General features: G+C 48.6%; 16 protein-coding genes and 1 pseudogene. 5 read left to right on the top strand and 12 right to left on the bottom strand.

What is annotated here, in order from left to right; translation table 11 throughout:
• Positions 1–1,053, bottom strand: coding sequence for a metallophosphoesterase (locus tag ACDC99_RS00765; protein WP_370755379.1), 1,053 nt, complete (start codon positions 1,051–1,053; stop codon positions 1–3).
• An 813-nt stretch (positions 1,054–1,866) separates the two neighbouring features.
• Between ACDC99_RS00765 and ACDC99_RS00770 the strand changes: the two genes are divergently transcribed.
• The 4 genes from ACDC99_RS00770 (at position 1,867) to ACDC99_RS00785 (ending at position 6,036) form a co-directional block, all read left to right on the top strand.
• Positions 1,867–2,865, top strand: a complete 999-nt coding sequence (locus ACDC99_RS00770; protein ID WP_337478685.1) for an aminodeoxychorismate synthase component I — start codon at positions 1,867–1,869, stop codon at positions 2,863–2,865.
• A 39-nt stretch (positions 2,866–2,904) separates the two neighbouring features.
• Positions 2,905–3,519: an aminotransferase class IV gene (locus ACDC99_RS00775; protein WP_288965354.1), complete on the top strand. Its 615-nt coding sequence runs from the start codon at positions 2,905–2,907 to the stop codon at positions 3,517–3,519.
• Positions 3,516–4,352 carry a helix-turn-helix domain-containing protein gene (locus tag ACDC99_RS00780; RefSeq protein ID WP_320875357.1) on the top strand — a complete coding sequence of 279 codons (837 nt, stop codon included), beginning with the start codon at positions 3,516–3,518 and terminating at the stop codon, positions 4,350–4,352. The genes ACDC99_RS00775 and ACDC99_RS00780 overlap by 4 nt, the downstream gene beginning before the upstream one ends.
• 394 nt (positions 4,353–4,746) lie before the next feature.
• Positions 4,747–6,036, top strand: a complete 1,290-nt coding sequence (locus ACDC99_RS00785; RefSeq protein ID WP_005814044.1) for an IS1380-like element IS612 family transposase — start codon at positions 4,747–4,749, stop codon at positions 6,034–6,036.
• 240 nt (positions 6,037–6,276) lie between these two features.
• Here the strand turns inward: ACDC99_RS00785 and ACDC99_RS00790 are convergent, their stop codons facing one another.
• Positions 6,277–6,816: a hypothetical protein gene (locus tag ACDC99_RS00790; protein ID WP_022317058.1), complete on the bottom strand. Its 540-nt coding sequence runs from the start codon at positions 6,814–6,816 to the stop codon at positions 6,277–6,279.
• Between the two features lie 330 nt (positions 6,817–7,146).
• Here ACDC99_RS00790 and ACDC99_RS00795 point away from each other — a divergent pair, with 330 nt between their 5' ends.
• Complete coding sequence (locus tag ACDC99_RS00795; RefSeq protein ID WP_370755382.1) at positions 7,147–10,074, top strand: ATP-binding protein; 2,928 nt, start codon at positions 7,147–7,149, stop codon at positions 10,072–10,074.
• 466 nt (positions 10,075–10,540) lie between these two features.
• On the opposite strand, the gene ACDC99_RS00800 is transcribed toward ACDC99_RS00795, so the two are convergent.
• From ACDC99_RS00800 to ACDC99_RS00845, 10 genes and pseudogenes are all read right to left on the bottom strand, one after another.
• On the bottom strand, positions 10,541–11,752 hold the full coding sequence (locus ACDC99_RS00800) for an iron-containing alcohol dehydrogenase (RefSeq protein WP_370755384.1): 1,212 nt from the start codon (positions 11,750–11,752) through the stop codon (positions 10,541–10,543).
• Positions 11,753–11,776: 24 nt separating this feature from the next.
• A pseudogene (locus tag ACDC99_RS00805) lies at positions 11,777–12,046 on the bottom strand (alcohol dehydrogenase); the annotation flags it as partial.
• 129 nt (positions 12,047–12,175) lie between these two features.
• The gene (locus ACDC99_RS00810; RefSeq protein WP_044080246.1) at positions 12,176–12,736 is read right to left on the bottom strand and encodes an NUDIX hydrolase; all 561 of its coding nucleotides are present in this window, start codon (positions 12,734–12,736) and stop codon (positions 12,176–12,178) included.
• Between the two features lie 123 nt (positions 12,737–12,859).
• On the bottom strand, positions 12,860–14,095 hold the full coding sequence (locus ACDC99_RS00815; RefSeq protein ID WP_303222927.1) for a dicarboxylate/amino acid:cation symporter: 1,236 nt from the start codon (positions 14,093–14,095) through the stop codon (positions 12,860–12,862).
• A gap of 73 nt (positions 14,096–14,168) precedes the next feature.
• A complete protein-coding gene (locus tag ACDC99_RS00820; RefSeq protein ID WP_302961117.1) occupies positions 14,169–14,927 on the bottom strand; it encodes a 4Fe-4S binding protein in 759 nt (252 codons plus the stop codon).
• An 8-nt stretch (positions 14,928–14,935) separates the two neighbouring features.
• The gene (locus ACDC99_RS00825; RefSeq protein WP_022317051.1) at positions 14,936–15,397 is read right to left on the bottom strand and encodes a peroxiredoxin; all 462 of its coding nucleotides are present in this window, start codon (positions 15,395–15,397) and stop codon (positions 14,936–14,938) included.
• 128 nt (positions 15,398–15,525) lie between these two features.
• Positions 15,526–15,762, bottom strand: a complete 237-nt coding sequence (locus ACDC99_RS00830; RefSeq protein WP_370755388.1) for a hypothetical protein — start codon at positions 15,760–15,762, stop codon at positions 15,526–15,528.
• Between the two features lie 2 nt (positions 15,763–15,764).
• On the bottom strand, positions 15,765–17,129 hold the full coding sequence (locus ACDC99_RS00835; RefSeq protein ID WP_370755390.1) for an AAA family ATPase: 1,365 nt from the start codon (positions 17,127–17,129) through the stop codon (positions 15,765–15,767).
• Between the two features lie 324 nt (positions 17,130–17,453).
• Positions 17,454–18,173: a sulfite exporter TauE/SafE family protein gene (locus ACDC99_RS00840; protein WP_287073778.1), complete on the bottom strand. Its 720-nt coding sequence runs from the start codon at positions 18,171–18,173 to the stop codon at positions 17,454–17,456.
• 10 nt (positions 18,174–18,183) lie between these two features.
• Positions 18,184–18,576 (bottom strand): NifB/NifX family molybdenum-iron cluster-binding protein, encoded by a 393-nt coding sequence (locus ACDC99_RS00845; RefSeq protein WP_022317049.1) that lies wholly within the window; start codon positions 18,574–18,576, stop codon positions 18,184–18,186.
• Between the last annotated feature and the right edge of the window lie 557 nt (positions 18,577–19,133).

Below are 19,133 nucleotides of genomic sequence, written 5' to 3' on the forward strand. Positions count from 1 at the left end.
TTATTTTGATTTCTGAATCTCGTGAATCACTTTGCCTTCCTTGTCAATCATATACATGTTGAGATGCTTCTTTGAAGCAGAGATGACAGAGAAACCGTCATCGGAGCTGCAGAACACCGTGCCTCTGATTGCCTGCACCGGACGGGCGAGAGATGCCGACGTGTTGACCACATAGTCAATGTCGTCGCCTTTCATCTTGATGTGTTGGAAGTTGTGGATATGTCCGCAGGCATATATCGCCACGTTCTTGTAGCGCTTCAGAATCGGGAGCACACGAGTCTGCATGTCTGTGCGCTCGCTTTCAGCTTTGTCGGTGTATGCATAGATGGGATGGTGTCCCACAACGATTACCCAGTCCTCCTTGGCATTCTTCAGCGTGTTGTCGAGCCAGTCCAGTTCAGCCTTCATATCCTGTTTGCAGGCATCGGGATAAACGTCGGAGTTCTGCTGGTAGCGGTCGATGAGCGGTGTGGTGTCGAGGAATACCACCCGAAGCGTGGTGCCTTTCTTGTTGAACACCTTGGTGTAGTAGCGGGCCGACATCATCCAGCGGCGGCTCACCTTGCCATAGTCGAGCACAGCCTGAGTGTTGCCGCGGTATTCATGGTTGCCCAACACAGGAAACCAGTCGAGCATCAGTTCGGGATGCGAATAAACCTGTTCGAAGTTTGTCATCCACAATGGGTCGTTGACAGATGCCACACCGTTGAAATGATGAATGTCGCCAACGGCAAGCACGCATTTCGGACCTAAAACCTCTCCCATCTCTCCCATCAGTTCTGCAATGGGCTTTTGGTCATAATAACCGTTTCTTCCGAGGTCGTTAGCCATATAGAGCGTGATATCGCCCTTCAGTTTTTTCCATTCCGAACGGACTGTCTCTGGCGTTGTGTTGCCCAAAGCTCCAGCGGTCGCCACCGCTGCATTGGCGTTGCCAGAAGCCGCATTGCTCTTCTGTGCCTGCAAATTCAAACCACCCAGCAACATCATCGTTGCCATTGACAATGCGGCAATCCTGTTTCTGCCGCAAACTCCGAATGTCTTCTTTTTCATTCTCTTTGTTACTTTTTAATATATTATACCTTAAAGATAATCTTCTGAAGTAAAGGTGTTTACTGCTGCAAAAGTACTGCCGCCGTATGTCAAAGATGTTACACGCGTTTTAATAAACAGGTAAGATATGCTACAATGGTGTTACACCTGCAAACCGGATATAGCCTAAATGGCAGACACTTCGTTGCTAAGCGGATCAACCATGTTTTACCCGTTGGCGGAATTGATTTAATCGATATGAGTAAAAGTTGCCCCTAACGCTGATTTTCAGTAAAAACGAGAATTTCTGAAAAACTGTCAGATTGTCTGGTTTTTTGTTGTAATATTCTGATAAACAGATAGTTGACTGTCTGGCAACTGTCAGCCAATTGTCTGGATGGTTTGCAGATGAGAGGAATTGTAAGACGACAGGAATCGAATGCGTTGGCAGAATCATGAAAACAGGAATATGGGTATTACAACAGTCACTTATAGGGCAGATGTCTGACAGCAAATCTGCCCATCCAGGGTAAGCAGCGTGCCCCTGTTGAGTAAGCACCTTGCCCCTGTTGGGCAAGCAGCGTTCCCAATTTAACACAAACTGACATTAGGATTAAGTGTGCACAAGATTAATTCCGCCAACGGGTATGTTTCATGTCGTTTGCAGAAGTTTTACCCCACATCAATAAATGCAGATAAGAAACGTCAGGTTGCGGTCTTTGAAAGAAAATTATTACCTTTGCAGTTATATACAAGTATATAAGTATGAATCTTTCACCTTGCTTTGACCTATGGATACGTGTCCATATATAATACAAGGTGTAGTATCGAGATATGAGACAAGAGATTATCGACCGCATGAACATCCTCGCAGCCGGGGGAGAACCATTCCTCTTCGTTATCGGCTATGAGGGAGATGGCGCATATATACACAAGCTGTCGGAAATCAATCCGCAGGAATGCCTTTACGACTTTGAGGGAGTGGGCAATGTAGGCAAGATGGATGTCAGACCACTCCCAACGCCTGTTGAATGGCAGGTGGACGAACCTCGCTATGAGGACTATGAGAAGAGTTTCGCCATCGTGAAGAGCAATCTGATGGCAGGCAACAGTTATCTGACCAATCTCACATGCAAGGTGCCGGTGAGATGCAGTCTCACGCCCGATGATATCTTTCTCCATGCCAGAGGCAAATACAAACTGCTGCTCAAGGTGGGGAAGGAGACAGGAGAAAGGAAAAGCATAGTGTGCTTCTCGCCCGAAACCTTCGTTAAGATAAAGGACGGAAGGATATATTCCTATCCTATGAAGGGAACGCTCGATGCCACAATTCCAGATGCCGAAAGGGTATTGATGGATGATGAGAAGGAGGCTGCCGAACATGCCACTATAGTTGACCTTATCAGAAACGACCTCAGTAGGGTGGCGACCGACGTGAGGGTGGACAGATACCGGTATATCGACCTGCTGCATACAAACAAGGGCGACATACTGCAGACCAGTTCGGAGGTGAGCGGACAACTCCCTGCCGACTATCGCCGGAACATCGGTGACATACTGGCGGCACAGCTGCCGGCAGGGTCGATAACGGGAGCGCCAAAAGACAAGACCGTGGCAATCATCAGCCAGGCGGAAGGCTACAAACGAGGATTCTATACCGGAGTGATGGGCATCTATGACAACGGAGAACTCAATTCTGCCGTCATGATACGTTTCATCGAGCAAGACCAGAGCGGCATGTATTTCAAGGCAGGCGGAGGAATAACCTGGATGAGCGACTGCCGGAAAGAATATGAGGAGGTGATACAGAAGATTTACCTTCCGATGGGGTAGGAATGATTCTGTCGCAGTCTGTTCTATCATAAAAATATAATGAAAATGCACTTCGTAGAGACAATAAAGATAAAGGATGGCACAGTCATGGCACTGCCATATCATCAGACAAGGATGGAAAGAACCGTCAGACGCTTCTTTCCCGGCCTTGCCCTTCATGACATGCCCCGCCTCTGCGAAATCATTGACGCAAAGGCAGGCGAAGGAATATTGAAGGCACGGGTGGTGTATGGCGAGAAAGGAGTGGAGACAGTGGAATACGCACCCTACCACATGCGTGAAATGAAGACCCTGCAGGTGGTGGAAGGTGGCGACATAAGTTATGAATACAAAAGTACCGACCGCTCCCGTCTCAATATGCTGGCGGAGAAGAAAGGAAATGCCGACGAAGTGATAATCCTGAAGCACGGACTCCTGACCGACACATCGTTCACCAACATCGCCATCCACGACGGCAACGGATGGATTACGCCACGCCGTCCATTGCTCTATGGTACAAAACGTGCAGCGCTGCTCGACCAAGGTGTCCTCACCGAGGCTGACATCACCATCGGTGACCTTCAGCGGGCAACCCGCGTGAGCCTGTTCAACGCCATGATAGACTTCGGCGAGAGAGAGATTGCCGTTCATGATATAAACACGGAACTGATATGAACCAAAAGATATACAACCTGGAAGAATTTGCCTCACGATATCATCTGAAAGATATATTCGGAGCATACGCCGCCCACTTTGCCGTCACTCGGCAGGAGAGTGGGGACTTTGCCGATATGGTGACGGAGCGTGCGCTTTTCTGCCGTATCTTTCTCGTGAAGCAAGGCAGCTGCCGGATGGTCATCAACGGCAAAGACGGTGATGTGCTGGAACTCGGCGAGGGCAGTATGCTTATGGTCTCGGTCAATGATGTGGCAACGCTCTTGTCTGTTTCTCCAGACATCGACGCGGAATGCGTGCTGGTGGACGAGGAGTTTGTAAGCCAGACATATTGCTTCCGCCTTTCCGCCGACAAATACAAGAGCGTTCTCGATATCTTCCATTTCATACGCGACATCGTGCGCCATCAGCATATCAACAAGATAGAGATGATACGAAGCATGTTCAATGTGCTCAATCTGATTATCGAGGAACTGCCATACGAACAATGTTCCGTGTCGCACGACATCGGCCACAAAAAAGGCATTTATGAGATTTTCCTCCATCATCTATACCGTAATTTCCGCAAGGAGAGACAGATCCGCTTCTATGCCGACAAACTGAACGTCTCCACCGTGTATCTCTCCAGACTGGTGAAGGAAATCAGCGGCACTACCGTCAACGACCATGCCACATCATTGGTATACAAGGAAATATGCAATCTGCTCACGCACTCAGACATGACGATAGGCGAGATTGCCGACTATCTCAATTTCAGCGACCAGAGCGCCCTCTCCAATTTCTTCAAGCAGCGCTCAGGCATGACTCCGCTCGCATATAGGAACAGGCAATAGGGGCGGAGAGACCGCAGGGACCTCTGCTCTATGATAGTTTTTTTTAACCCAAATCGGTCATTAGGGCTTGCTTGGATTTTGGATTTTTAGAAGAGTGGATTCTGTTTGGCTTAACCCAAATCGGTCGTTAGGGCTTGCTTGGATTTTGATTTTTAGAAGAGTGGATTTTGGTTGGCTTTTAATGAGTAATAGCAAGCTATTGCGAATTAAAAACGGACAAAAGACGCCTTATAAAAACCAAAAGACTGCAAGCAGTTCCTTAATTCCGCAACACTATAATTTAACTTTATTTATAAGTTCCTGAGCAACAAAAAGTTGCCCAGGATTTTGCCATGTCAGAATTTTCACTTATCTTAGTGTTGCAAAAAGAAAACAAGCAAAACTCTAATATGACATGGCAAAAATACAAATTAAATCTGAGAAACTCACACCTTTTGGAGGAATTTTTTCAATCATGGAGAAATTTGACTCCATGCTTTCACCCGTTATCGACTCAACACTGGGTCAGAGATGCAGCAGTATCTTCGGATATCAGTTCAGCGAGATAGTCCGTTCGCTGATGAGCGTTTATTTCTGTGGCGGCTCATGCGTGGAAGATGTAACGTCACAACTGATGCGCCATCTCTCGTATCATCCTACCCTTCGTACATGCAGCTCTGATACCATCCTCAGAGCCATCAAGGAACTGACACAGGAAAACATCTCCTATACTTCCGACCAAGGCAAGACCTATGATTTCAATACTGCAGACAAACTCAACACATTGCTTATAAACGCTTTGGTTTCTACAGGCGAGTTGAAGGAAATTGAGGAATACGATGTTGACTTTGACCATCAGTTCCTTGAAACGGAGAAGTATGATGCAAAACCGACCTACAAAAAGTTCCTCGGCTACAGGCCTGGCGTATATGTTATCGGTGACAAGATAGTCTATATCGAGAACAGCGATGGTAACACGAATGTGCGTTTTCATCAGGCAGACACCCATAAGAGATTCTTCGCTCTTCTGGAATCCCAGAACATCCGTGTAAATCGCTTCAGGGCAGACTGCGGTTCCTGCTCGAAGGAAATCGTCAGTGAGATAGAGAAGCATTGCAAACATTTCTACATCCGTGCCAACCGATGCAGTTCGCTCTACAATGACATCTTTGCTCTGAGAGGATGGAAGACGGAGGAGATTAACGGCATCCAGTTCGAACTCAATTCCATTCTCGTTGAGAAATGGGAAGGCAAGTGCTATCGTCTTGTCATCCAGAGACAAAGACGCAACAGTGGCGACCTTGACCTGTGGGAAGGCGAATACACTTACCGTTGTATTCTGACCAACGATTACAAGTCATCGACAAGGGACATTGTTGAATTCTACAATCTGCGTGGCGGCAAGGAACGTATCTTTGACGACATGAACAACGGATTCGGTTGGAGCAGGCTCCCCAAGTCATTCATGGCGGAGAATACTGTCTTTCTTCTGCTTACTGCATTGATACACAATTTCTACAAGACCATCATGAGCAGGCTTGACACCAAGGCTTTTGGGCTCAAGAAAACGAGTCGCATAAAGGCTTTTGTCTTCAGATTCATCTCCGTACCTGCCAAGTGGATCATGACTGCAAGGCAATACGTGCTGAATATCTACACAGAGAACCGAGCTTATGCAAAACCCTTCAAAACAGAATTCGGATAAGAATCCTTTCTTTCCGGTTTGAATCTGCGTATTACCTCAAGTCGCATCGTGGGGTAAGGGGATGGTGGCTACATATTGATGTTGTGCTGTTGCTTTTTACTGAAAGCTGCTACTAACGACTCATAAATCTACCCTTAATCGTGTATTGGATGATAGTTGCGGATTTTAGGCAGTTATAAAATATCACATTTAACGGCCTAATGACCGTTTTGGGCTTAATATATCGTCAAAGATTTTTTCCTATCCCTTCTTCGTAAGTTGGAATGCCAGCCGCTCGTCGCCAGACCAGCAGTGGATAACTCCGCAATAGCTGAACCCCTCGTCGGCAAGCAGATGTTGCATCACGAGATTGTCGCGATGTGTATCGATGCGGATGTTGTCGTAGAGGGTGAGGGCATACTGCAGGGCGGTGTGCATGATGCCCGTTGCTTCGCCCGAACTGGCGATGCGGTGGATAGTGGCGTATGGTTTGTCGTTGGGCCATTTGCCGTCGTAGATGATGTCGTAGGTAGGGTCGGCGCCGCCACGCAGTACGAAAGTAGCCACTATTCTGTCTCCTTTCACGATAACGTAGCTGTCCCCGCTGTCAATGTCTTCCTGTAGAAGTTCTTCGCTTGGATATCCTTCTGTCCATTGATTGGGGTTGCCGGCTTCCGCCATGAATCGGCGGGCAATGGCGAATATTTCCTTCAGCCGTGGTATGTCGGCTGTTGTGGTGTGGCGGATGATGCAGTCGTCAGAGTTGCGGTAGTTGAGGCTGTATGTCGTTTTGTTATTCATGAAAGGAGAGGAGACTTTGTATCTTATGCAAAGATAGTGCAAACCGAATGCAGGACAACAAGCTTGCTTGATAGTTATGCTGAGGTGAAGCCTATCTTATGCAAAGATACTTGTTTTTCCCCCTTCTGCAAATTTTTCCAGTCAGTTTTTTGCAGTGTTGTCAAGTTGTAGTATATTTGCATCGATAGACATATTGCCGTATTAGTAGACTCCCGTTTGCTGGATGTCGGCAGAATGCGCAAAATACCAATCAGTACCACATTATTTTGGCGTATGACAGATCGCTACTATACCTTAAATACATTTCGAAAAATCCGACTATTATTCTCTGTGCGCAGCGCAGCCTTCCTGGTTACGTGTGCCATAATCCTGACTCTCATCATGTCGTGCCATAGTTCACCGTCGCCACGCGTCCTCGCCATGAAGCGTGATGCCGCCGACAGTGTGGTAAACGGCATGAAAGACAAAGAACAACTCGACAGCCTGGTGAAAGAAGCCGAAAAGAGCGGCGACTATATGCTTGAGATGAGATCACTCCAGAAGCGGGGACGCTTGTGGCGAGATGAAAACCGCTTCATGAAAGCCATAGCCTGTCATAATCGTGAACTGGAACTCGCAAGGAAACTCGGTGACACCATCGCCACAGTGCAGGCGCTGAACAATATCGGAACGAATTTCAGAAGAATGGGAGTGCTCGACGAGGCAGTGGACTACCACTATCGTGCGCTGCACCTCGGCGACCTGTTCAGTCGGCGAAACGACAAGACGGCAATGAAAAACCGTGTGGTATCCCTCAACGGCATCGGAAACATCAGTCTTACTCTCGGCGACACCGAAACGGCAGACTCTATGTTCCGCGCTGCATTGAAGGGAGAGAAGACACTCGGAAGCCACCTCGGACAGGCCATCAACTACGCAAATATCGGTTCGGTATTCGAAAAGCGAAACATGCTTGACTCCGCATGGGCATGCTACAAGCAGTCGATGCAGCAGAACAGACTCGCCGATTCCGACCTCGGCATATCGCTCTGCTATACCCACTTCGGACGCCTCTTCGAGAAGCAAGGCAGACGGACAGAAGCAATAGCCGAGTATCGCAAGGCATACGAAATAATGGGAACGTCAGAAGACAGGTGGCATGCCATGGAACCATGTCTCGCTCTTGCGGAGATATACATTAAAATCGGCGACGAAAACACGGCGATGACCTATCTCGCCACTGCCGACCGCCTTGCCCACGACCTGCATTCGCTCGAACACCAGGCGCAGATTGCCAAGCTGTACTACGACATCTATGCAAAGAAAGACGACTGCCGGCGCGCTCTTCACTACTACCGGACGTTTGACCAACTCAGCGACAGTCTGACGAGCGAGAAGAATATTGTTCACATGCAGAACATGCGAGTGCGCTATGAGCATGAGCAGAGGCGTGCCGAAGTGAATGCCCTGAACGAGGAGTATCAAACGGAGAAATCGCTTAAGTGGGTCAGCATTATGGCTGCAGTCCTTTTGTTCGTGCTCGGTGGTGTGACAATGAGTTTCATGCTCTACGCCCTTCGTAGCCGTAAGCGCAAGCAGATGGAGCAGCATCAGATGGAGGAGATGAGAATAAGTTTCTTCACTAACATAACACACGAGTTTCGCACCCCTCTCACCGTTATTCTCGGATATTCACGGATGATGGAGGAAGGCAAGGTGCCGGCAGGCGATATGGCAAAGGTGGGAAGTATGGTGTCAAGACAAGGCACGCGACTTCTGTCGCTCATCAACCAGTTGCTCGACATACAGAAGGTGAAGTCGAATATCGGACATCCCGACTGGCATCATGGCGACATCGTGCTCTTCATGGCAAACATCATAGAGAGTCATCTCAATATGGCACACTCCAGACAGATAACCCTGATGTATGCCCCAAAGCAAAAGAAGATGATGTGTGACTTCGTGCCAGACTATGCCCAGAAGGTGTTGTGCAACCTTCTGACAAATGCCATAAAGTTCTCCAAGGAGGGAGGACAGGTGCTTGTGGCGCTTGAGGTGGAGAACGACATGCTGATCCTGCGCATTGCCGACTATGGTAGCGGTATACCGGAAAATGAGCAGCAGCATATCTTCGAACCCTTCTATCAGACAGAGAGCGACAAGAAGGCCATCGGGTCGGGAGTGGGACTGGCCCTCGTGAACCAGATAGTGAAAACCCTTGGCGGCAGCATAACGCTCGACAGTAAGGTGGACGTCGGTTCGGTATTCACTGTAAACGTGCCCGTCAAGGCCCCGGCGGGTGTTGACGTGAAGCCGCTTGAGTCACTCGGAACAATCCCTGACGACATGCTGCTTGGAGCAAATACTAAAACAGGTGGCAATAACGGAACTTCCGGTTGTGGAGAGGATAATAATCCTGTGGCAGGCGACAAGAGTGATGCCCTCGTGGATATCGGTGCGAATAGTCATGATATGGATGATGATGGTGGTGATGTGGCTGATGGCAGTTCTGCTGACACCCGTCAGCTCGTGCTCATCGTGGAAGACAATGCCGATGTGGCGGAATACATGACAATGCAGCTTAAGGCAAGATACCGCCTCGTGTTGGCACGTGATGGTGAGGAGGGACTGCGCATTGCCACGGAGACGGTGCCCGACATCATCATCACCGATCTCATGATGCCACGTATGGATGGCTACGAACTGTGTCAGAGAGTGAAGGAATCGGAGGTGCTCAACCACATTCCTGTCATCATCGTCACGGCGAGGACAACCCAAAAAGACAAGCTGCGCGGACTGCAGATTGGCGTTGATGCGTATATATATAAACCATTTGATGCTGAAGAACTATCCGTAACTGTCGGCAACCTGCTGGAGAAACACCGCTTGCTGCGCCTGCGCTATATGCAGGCGCCAGCCGACGACAAACAGGCTGCAGTGGAGACGCTGCCGCCTTGCGACCGCGTGTTCCTCAATAGGGTGGATGCCGCAGTGGACGAATTGATGGCGACGGACCTCTCCGTAGACAGTGTGGCTATAGCCCTATGTATGAGTCAGCAGCAGTTGCGCCGAAAGCTCAATGCTGTGTCGGGCGACACACCGATGGCATATTTCCGCAAGCGCCAGATGCAGAAAGCCAAAGATATGCTGGACAACCGCGATGACATGTCGATCAGCGAGATAGGAATGAAGTGCGGTTTCTACGATATGTCGCATTTCACAAGAATATTCAAGCAGGTGGTAGGAATAACACCGTCGCAGTATCGCAAGAAAGCATAACTCCCCAAACGGTCATTATGCCGTTTGGGGATAAAATCCGCTCTTCTGAAAAAAACACACAATCCAGGCTGGCCATGATGACCGATTTGGGTTAAACCCAAATCGGTCATTAGGCCGTTTAATGTATTTTTTTTACAACTGCTTGCAGTCTTTTGTTTTTTATAAGGCGACTTTTGCTCGTTTTTAATGAGCAATAGCCCGCTATTACTCATTAAAAGCCAAACAAAATCCACTCTTCTAAAAAACAAAATCCAAGCAAGCCCTAATGACCGATTAGGGTTAAATGGTTTGCTGACCGTTTTTGAGATTATAAGAATAGTGGTCTTGATTTCCCAATTGAAGAAATCAAGACCACGAATGTTCCTTTGCGAAAATTCCCCCCTGGCGTGGGGAATGTATCCCCACATTAGGGGGTACTGTTCCCCACGCTGTGGGGGAAATATGAGACCTATGGCTTGTCTTGTTCCTATTTCATGCAAGCCTTGAAGATTTCGAGGATATCCTGTTCCAAGAGAGGAACCCATGCCTTGTCGAGACCTTCATTGTCTGCCACGTGTTTCGCCATTTCAGCAAGGCGGCTGTCGTCGATGCCGACCTCAGGCAGAGTCATCGGGATGCCGATGTTGCGATAGAAGTCATGTATTGCCTTGATTGAAGCCTCTGCGTTTTCAGCTCCAAACACGTTCTTGCCGAACTTCTCGATGCGCTCCACCACCTGGTCGTGCAGTTCGCCTGTAGAGTGGTCGAGGATATGTTTCATCCAACGTGGCGTCACGATGGCAAGACCCTCCCCGTGGGTGATGTCGTAGTATGCCGACAGAGCGTGCTCCATGGCGTGCATAGGCCAGCCGCTCGGACTGTTGCCGAGACAGTAGATGCCGTTGCAGCCAAGAGTAGTGGCATAGAATATCTCAGCCCTGGCGTTGTAGTTCTGTGGATCTTCCAATACAATCTTCACGTTCTTCACGAGCGACTTCACGGCGCCCTCCATGAAAGCGTCGTTCATGTCGATGTGGTCGCCACAGAAATACGACTCCATGATGTGGTTGATGCAGTCGGAAACGCCTGCCAACGTCTGTTTCACAGGCAGTGTGAAGGTATATGTAGGGTCGATGAAGCTCACTGCCGGGAATACGAGTTTTGAGAAGTATGCCAGCTTGTCGTTTGTCTCAGTGCGCGATATCACTCCGCCCATGTCATATTCACTGCCGGTAGCAGCCATGGTGATGATGTCTACGATGGGCACTGCTGCCGTTGTGGGCTTGCGTCCGCAAACGATGTCCCATGCCTCCTCCACATTGTCCGTCACCTTAGTCTTGAGCGTTCCGGCAACACCGGCTATAGCCTTAGTGCAGTCGAGCACCGAACCTCCACCCACGGCGAGTATCACGTCGATGTCGTTGTCCTGACACATGCGCACACCGTCAAGCACGCTGGGGTTGAACTTGGGATTAGGCTGTATGCCGCCGAGCTCGAACACCTGCTTGTTTGTCAGTGTATCCTTCACCAGGTCATAAAGACTCTTGTCGTGTCCGGGAGCGGTGCGTTTGATGCTGCCGCCGCCATAAGTGATGAGTACACGTTTTCCATACTGGTTCATTACGCTTGCGAGTTTTTCGCTTACTACACCCCTGCCGAAGATGAGGCGTGTGGGTGTCTGATAATCAAAATTGACCATAGCTCTTTGATTTTAAAATGGTTGTTACACATTGTCGTTGTAGATGGCAATCTTTATCACTCCGTCCTCCTTGTTTTCGAAGATGCGGTATGCCTCGTCTATCCTGCTCAGTGGGAAGCGGTGGGTGATGAGAGGTGTGGTGTCTATCTTGCCTTGCTCGATGAGCCGCAGAACTTCCTCGCAGTCGCATCCGTCCACGCCGCCGGTCTTGAACGTAAGGTTCTTGCCATACATGTCGGGTAGTGGCAGCACCTGTGGCTCGTCATATAGTGCCACTACGGTTACGATGGCGTCGGTGGGGTCCTGTATCTTGGGTTTCGGTTTGTCGGTCATGGCAAACCTTCCTTTCTCAATGTATGTATATGCTTTCATGTTATTGTTGGTAGTTTATGTTATATGGACAGAGGGTCAGAAGACGGTGTTTCATTTCTTGCCTTTCGTGGCGAAGTATTTCCATAGCGGTGCTGCCATCATAGCCTGATGAAACTCGTCGTTCATGAGCATGCGTACCACTTCGTCCTCGTCCAGTAGCACTACCTTGATGTCTTCCGACTCTTCGAGATGCTGGGTGGAAAGTCTTTCCACCCCTGTGGCAAGGTATGTATGACTGTAGTTGGTGCAAGCCCCGGCATTGGGACTAATGGTCATCAGCTTCGACCATTCGCCTCCGCCATATCCCGTCTCCTCATAGAGTTCGCGTCTGGCAGCCTCCATCGGGTCTTCGCCTTTCTCCACGCATCCCGCCGGAATCTCTATTGCCGTGAGGTGCTGGGCATGGCGGTATTGGCGCTCCATGAGGAATTTCCCTTCTTTGGTTATCGCTATGACATTGCAGAACTCTGGATATTCCAGAACGTAGAAATCCTGTATCTCAGCGCCAGTAGGCAGTTTCACATGTTCGCGTCTTGCCGTCAGCCAAGGCTCTCTGAAGAGGTATTCGCTCTCTATCACCTCCCATGCCATAGGGTCTTTGTCTTGTTTCATGATTTCTGATATTTCATTTGATTAGGAAAGGTGTCCATTGGAGGCATACGATTCCTAATTTCTTCATATCCTTTTGTATTGTAGATTTTATATGTCTTGATAATTTCTGTCTCTTCGTCTGTTCTATCTCTTCATGTCCTTGTCCACCATTGCACATACACAAGAGTCAGACCACACGTTCTCTGCCGTCTCTATCATGTCGATGATGGTATATATCGGCAGGATGATACCCATGATGCCGATTGGCGCATTCACTCCCGACATCAGCGAGAGGGTGAGGAAATAGCAGCCCATTGGCACTCCGGCATTGCCCACCGCCGACAGCACGGAGATGAAGAGCCAGAGAATCATCGTTGTCAGCGGCAGCTCCATTCCGCCGTTCTGCATCAGGAACAGTGAGGTGACGAGGATGAACGCCGCACAGCCATTCATGTTGATAGTGGTGCAGATAGGCAAGACGAAGCGTGACACCTTGCTCGACACTCCCATCCTCTCTTCTGCCGTCTGCATGGTGACAGGCAGCGTGGCAGCCGAACTCTTGGTGAATAGAGCCATCAATACCGCCGGCATCATGCGGCCGAGGGTGCGGAAGGGGTTGATTCCCCTTGCCAGCAGGAACAGGGGCAGCACGATGAAGAACTGTATCACGTTGCCACCCAATATCACCGCCACGTATTTTCCGAGCGATGCCATCACGATGCCTGCCGAGAACTGTGCCGAAAGCTGTGCTGCAAATGCCACGATGCCAAGTGGCAAAGCCCATATCAGACCGTGGATGAGCATGAAGAGCAGGTCTTGCAGACCGAACAGTCCCTTCACCACCACCTCCTTCTTGTCATTTTGTGGCATCTTTGCCAATGCAATGCCCACGGCAGCAGCCAGCATGAGGATGGAAAGCACGTTGCCGTCGGCAAACGGTTTCACTATGTTGTTGGGAATCACACCCAATATGTGGTCATAATAAGATGTCTCGCCCAGGTTCTGAGGCACGTCAGCCATACCGCTCTGCACCAGAGCCGCCGGCAGGTTGCCGGGAGCAATGACATTGTAGAGCACCAGTCCCACGGTGGCAGCGGCAAATGTGGTGAGCAGCGTGTAAGTGATGGCATGCCTGAAAATCTTTCCCGTGTCGGCCTGATTGCCGAGCGAGGCGAGAGTCGTCATCACCGCCAGGGCTATCGTCGGCACCGCCAGGAGCTGGAACAGACGGGTATATACCGTAGCGATGAAGTTCATCAACCCGTTGAGCCATGCTATGCCCAACATTCCCAATGCTGCACCGACTACCAGTGCACCGATCCAAAGCATCAGCTGCTTTGTCTGCTTCTTGTTGTTTTTTCCTTTTGCTATATTGTTCATGGTGTTATTAGTATTCAGGTTCGTTATAACTTACGCCCTTTCAAATCCTTTGTATTGTATGACCGGCGGTCCGTCATGCGAACAGCTCATTCTTCTTTCTGTCACGGCAGAGCGGTTCGAGATGCGCCACAAGCATGTTGAGGCGTTCCCCGATACCCCTTGCCTGTACCGGACATACAGCTACGCATCGCATGCAGCCGATGCAGAGTCCGTTGTCGTTGCCTCTCAGATTGTCGGGAGAAATGGCTCCGGCAGGACATTCGCTTGCGCAGGTTCCGCAGCCCGTGCAGTTGTCGTTTGCTGTGGGGTAGGGACCCTTGCAGCCCTGCTTGTATGGTCGGTTGCCCGGCAGGGAGAGAGGGGCATACTCTCCATCCCCCTTGATCTTGCGGAGTATGTCGGCGGCAAACGAAGCCAGTTCGTTGGCATCTTCTGCATCGGGACGGCCGGAGCCATACATGCGGCAGATACTGTGTTCGGCGATGGCGGCAATGGCAGCCACCACACGGAATCCCATGCCAGTTGCCACATCCTGCATCTCCACCAGAGCGTCTTCGTAAGCCCTGTTGCCATATACGGCAATGATGACACACCGTGCCCCGTTAGCCTCGATGCCCTTCAGTCTCTCCACAGCCATGGCAGGCACACGGCCGGCATATACGGGCATGGAGATTACCGTCAGGTCGTCGGTGTGGATACCGGGGAGTTTCAGATTCTCTTTCTTTGTGCAGAGTTCTGTAGTGACACACTCCCCGCCAAATTCATTGCACAGCAGTTCGCCCACACGGCGTGTTCCACCTGTGGGACTGAATGTTATGTTGTGAATTGTCATTCTGGCTCTTATCCTTTTATAGCGTTTAATATCTGCTCCGCATGAATCTTTGTCTTGATTTCCTTTGGGGTGAAGATTTTCTCGATTATTCCGTTTTCGTCAACGAGATATGTGGTGCGCAGTATGCCGATGGTCTTCCTTCCGCATGTCACCTTCTCTCCCCAGCATCCCAGCTCTTGCAGCAGAGTGGTCTCCGTGTCGGCTATCAGCGGGAACTGCAAGCCGTGAGCGTCGGCAAACTTCTTCTGCAGTGCCTGTTTGTCTTTGCTCACACCGATGATTTCATATCCGGCGGCTGCCAGTTCCTCTTTGTGTGCCTGCAGCGAACAAGCCTCTGCAGTGCATCCGCTTGTGTTAGCCTTTGGATAGCTGTATATCACCAGTTTCCTGCCGCGATAGTCGCTTGCCTTAATCTCTCGTCCGTCCTGGTCGATGCCGAGGACCTCTGGTATTCTGTCTCCGATATTCATAATGATTTAGATTTTAGTTTTTTCTATATTTTGAATTAAATGATTATTTCATTTTACGGTTGCAAGTCACGTTGCTTTTTTTGTATGAGCACGCCTTCGCCGTAGGCTTTTGCCATAATGCTCGTATATTATTGAATCTGCCTATATTTCTTTTGGAGATTATATATAACTATCCCACAATATGGAATGTATTGTGACTTGCCGTCTTTAATGTGCATTGAGCGGTATTTCTTGATGTATTTCTCTATTACGGCTTTGTTCCATGCATTGCCTTTCTTTATTGTGAGCAGTTCCCTCTTTACACTTTCCCAACTCTCTTTCCTGTTCTGTTCTTTAGGTTCTTTGTTTTTCGTTATCTCTATCATGACTAATCTTCAAAGAATGATAATGTTGCCTCTATTCTTGTCAATTCAGGATTTGCTTCACTGCCTGGACGTTCAAGCATCATATCAAGCAATTTTCTTGCTTCTGAATATTCTTCTGCATCAATGAGCTTTTCTATTGCCTTTATTTCTGCATCGATAGCCAAGTCACGAGGTGTCTGGTCCATGTATACATCCATAATCGTCGAAGCGTCCAGTCCGTAAGTGTTCAGCTCCTTATGCGAATACTTTCCATCTATGTATTCCAGCTTATACACCACATTGTCTTCGTTTGTTTCCACCGACGACATCACCAATGGGGCATGGGTGCTGACGATGAACTGAATCTTGGGGAACGTTTCATGCAAAGCCTTCATGATGCGCACCTGAAGTTCCGGATGAAGATGTTCGTCAATCTCGTCGATGATTACTGTTCCATGAGTGTGCTTGTATGCCTCGTCGCCATACATGACTTTGTTGAGAAGGGCGCAACGGAAAGCTATGTCAACCACAATGCTCACCAGGCGTCTGTATCCGTCGGAGAGGAGATTGGAGCGCACTTCTCTGCCATCACAATATTGGAAGAATACCTCACCGTCGTTGTGTCTTATGTCCATATCGTCAATGATGCCACATCCCTTAGGGCCTAATGAACGGACCACAGCCTTTCTCACACATTCTATTTCGCTTTCTCCTTTTTTTGCTTCTTTGAGCACAAGCATTCGCTTTATCCAACAGTCAAGCAGTCCCTTACAGTCGAAACTTTCAAAATATCCGAACGAAGGTTTCTGAGGATATTTCTTGAAATTCTTCTTTTCTTTGTCAAACTTTCTTGTGGTGTGGATGTCCTCGGTGGTAAAGTATGCAAACAAAGGAAGGGCGTTCTTTTGTATTGCTACACCATTGTTGATGGTATGCGATGACTGTTGCAGCATAGAAGAAAAAGCCTTTAGGTTCTTAAGACCGGTAACAAGATTGCGGGCATTCTTCTTTGATTTCTTTTCAATATAAAATCTTGCACTTCCTTCCTCCACTTCCGGTTCGTTCGTCTGTAGGCAGACCTTTTTACCGCCTTCCAATACAATATCCGGCAGGTCTTCTTTGTCAAGGTCAAAGGTGATGTTGATAGGAAGGTCGTTGTCAACCACATCTTCGCTTTTTATCTCACGAAAATCATCATCGTCTGCACTTTTCCATACTGTGTTTTCGTCACTATATCCGGAAAAGAAGGCGTTCATCACTAAGTTGCATACACGAAGCAATGAGGTCTTGCCTACTGAATTGTCTCCAATCAATAGGTTAATGCCACGACGAAATCTTATGACTTTTTCTTCGTAACAACGAAAGTTCTTAATTATAATCTGTCGCATATATTGCTATGTTTTTTTTTATGGGTTATATCTCTATTTCGCCATTCAGAAGTTTATTCTGTCATGAAATATTTCTTGTAATTCTTTTTCTGTCATGATGCCTTGTGTTCTCTGTTTGAAGATTCTTATTTGCAAGGTCGCTCATATTTATAGCAAAATTACAATTTTGTAATGACAAATATGTAAGATTAAACAAAAAAATAACGAAACGGCAGTAGCTTTCATTGCTTTTCCGCCAGATGTCATTGCAAGAACATCTGGAATAAGTGGTTTGGGAAACTATTGTGTTGGCAAGGATGTAAAATGCGGCTATGGCGAACAAGGCTATGCCTCCAGCAGGAAAGTCAGTCCGCTGATGCCGATATAGGCATAGATGATGTATTTGAGCAGCGAGCCCGTGATGTGTCTGAACACCCATGCCCCCATCATGTTGCCAATCACCACGCCCACGATGCCGTAGACATATCCCATTGCCACGGATGTGGTGAAGAATCCGTTGTATGCCCTCGCCATGGTCATCATCAGATTGCCTATGAAGAAGTAAGCCTGTGTCTGGGCGAGATAATGGTCCTTGTCGGGTTCGGAATTCACGAAATACAGCACCGCCGGCGGTCCCTGCATGCCGAAGAATCCGCCCATAAGTCCGCTCAGTCCGCCGGCCGTGACCTGCAGCGGCTTGGTGGGCTTTATCTTTATGCGCTTGCTGAAAAACGAGAAGTATATGCTCACGACGATCAGCGTGATGCCGAGCAGGATGTTCAGAATGCTGTATTCCATGCGTTTGAGCATGAATATGGCACCAGCCGACACCACCACGAAAGTAATCAGTATGGGCAGCAGTCTGCTCCATACGATGTATTTGTGTTTCTGTAAGACGATGATGAATGAAGTCGTCATCGCCAGGATGCCGGAGAGAGTCGTCGCCTGTCCGTAAGACGACATTATTGCCGGCAGCATGGTCATGATGAAGATGCCGAAGCCGAAGCCCGTGGTGCGCTGCACGAAGCTCGCCCCGATGCTCAGCAAGAAGATTTCAATAGGCATACTGTCCTCATTATTTTGACGGTATCACGTAAACATGCTCTTCCCCGTGGTTGCCGCAGTCGTGATGGTCGCAAGATTCCGCCGAGTCGGTGAGTTTGCCGTCGAGATATGCTTTCAGCACATCGTTGATGTCGCCTTTGCAGCCGCGTATCACGCTTATTCCATGTGCAGAAAGCTTGTTGAAAGCTCCCATGCCCATATTGCCGGCAAGCATCATCGTGATACCCATCTGCTGCATCACAGAAGCGATGTTCGACTTGCATCCGCAACCCTGTGGAGAGTCAAGACGCTCGGTGGATACCACCTGCTTGTTGTCGTCGATGGTGAATACGGAGTAGTGGTCGCAATGTCCGAAGTGGTCATCCACACGACCTTCGCGTGTGGGAATAGCTAACTTTGTCATGTTTCCTTGTTGTTTAGATTTATTCTGCAAAGGTATAAATCTTATTGTATACCCGCAAGTTTTCAGTGTGATAACCGCCTGCCTGCATCTGTATTCTAACCCGTTGGCGAAGTTAATTTAGTGCACACTTATTACTGACCGATTTGGATTAAAATTGGGCACGGTGCTTGCCCAACTGGGGTAACGTGCTTGCCCATCATGGGCAACGTGCTTGCCCCTGTTGGGCAGATTTGCTGTCAGGCGTCTGACCAATAAGCTAATGTTGTAACACACATATTCCTGTTTTCAGAATTCTGCCAACGCATGCCATTCCTGCAGTCTGAATTACTCACAGCTGGCATTCCTTTCATCTGACAATTCCTCACATCTGACGATTCCTCACACTTGACAATTCCTTTCATCAGCAAACCATCCAGACAGTTGGCTGACAATCGCCAGACAGCCAACTATCTGCCTGTCAGAATATTACAACAAAAAACCAGACAATCTGACAGTTTTTCGGCAATTCTTGGTTTTACTGAAAATCAAGCGATATTTACAACTTTTACTCATATCTG

Origin of the sequence: Prevotella pectinovora (genome assembly GCF_041323955.1) — a bacterium.
In the GTDB taxonomy this organism is placed as follows: Bacteria; Bacteroidota; Bacteroidia; order Bacteroidales; family Bacteroidaceae; genus Prevotella; species Prevotella pectinovora.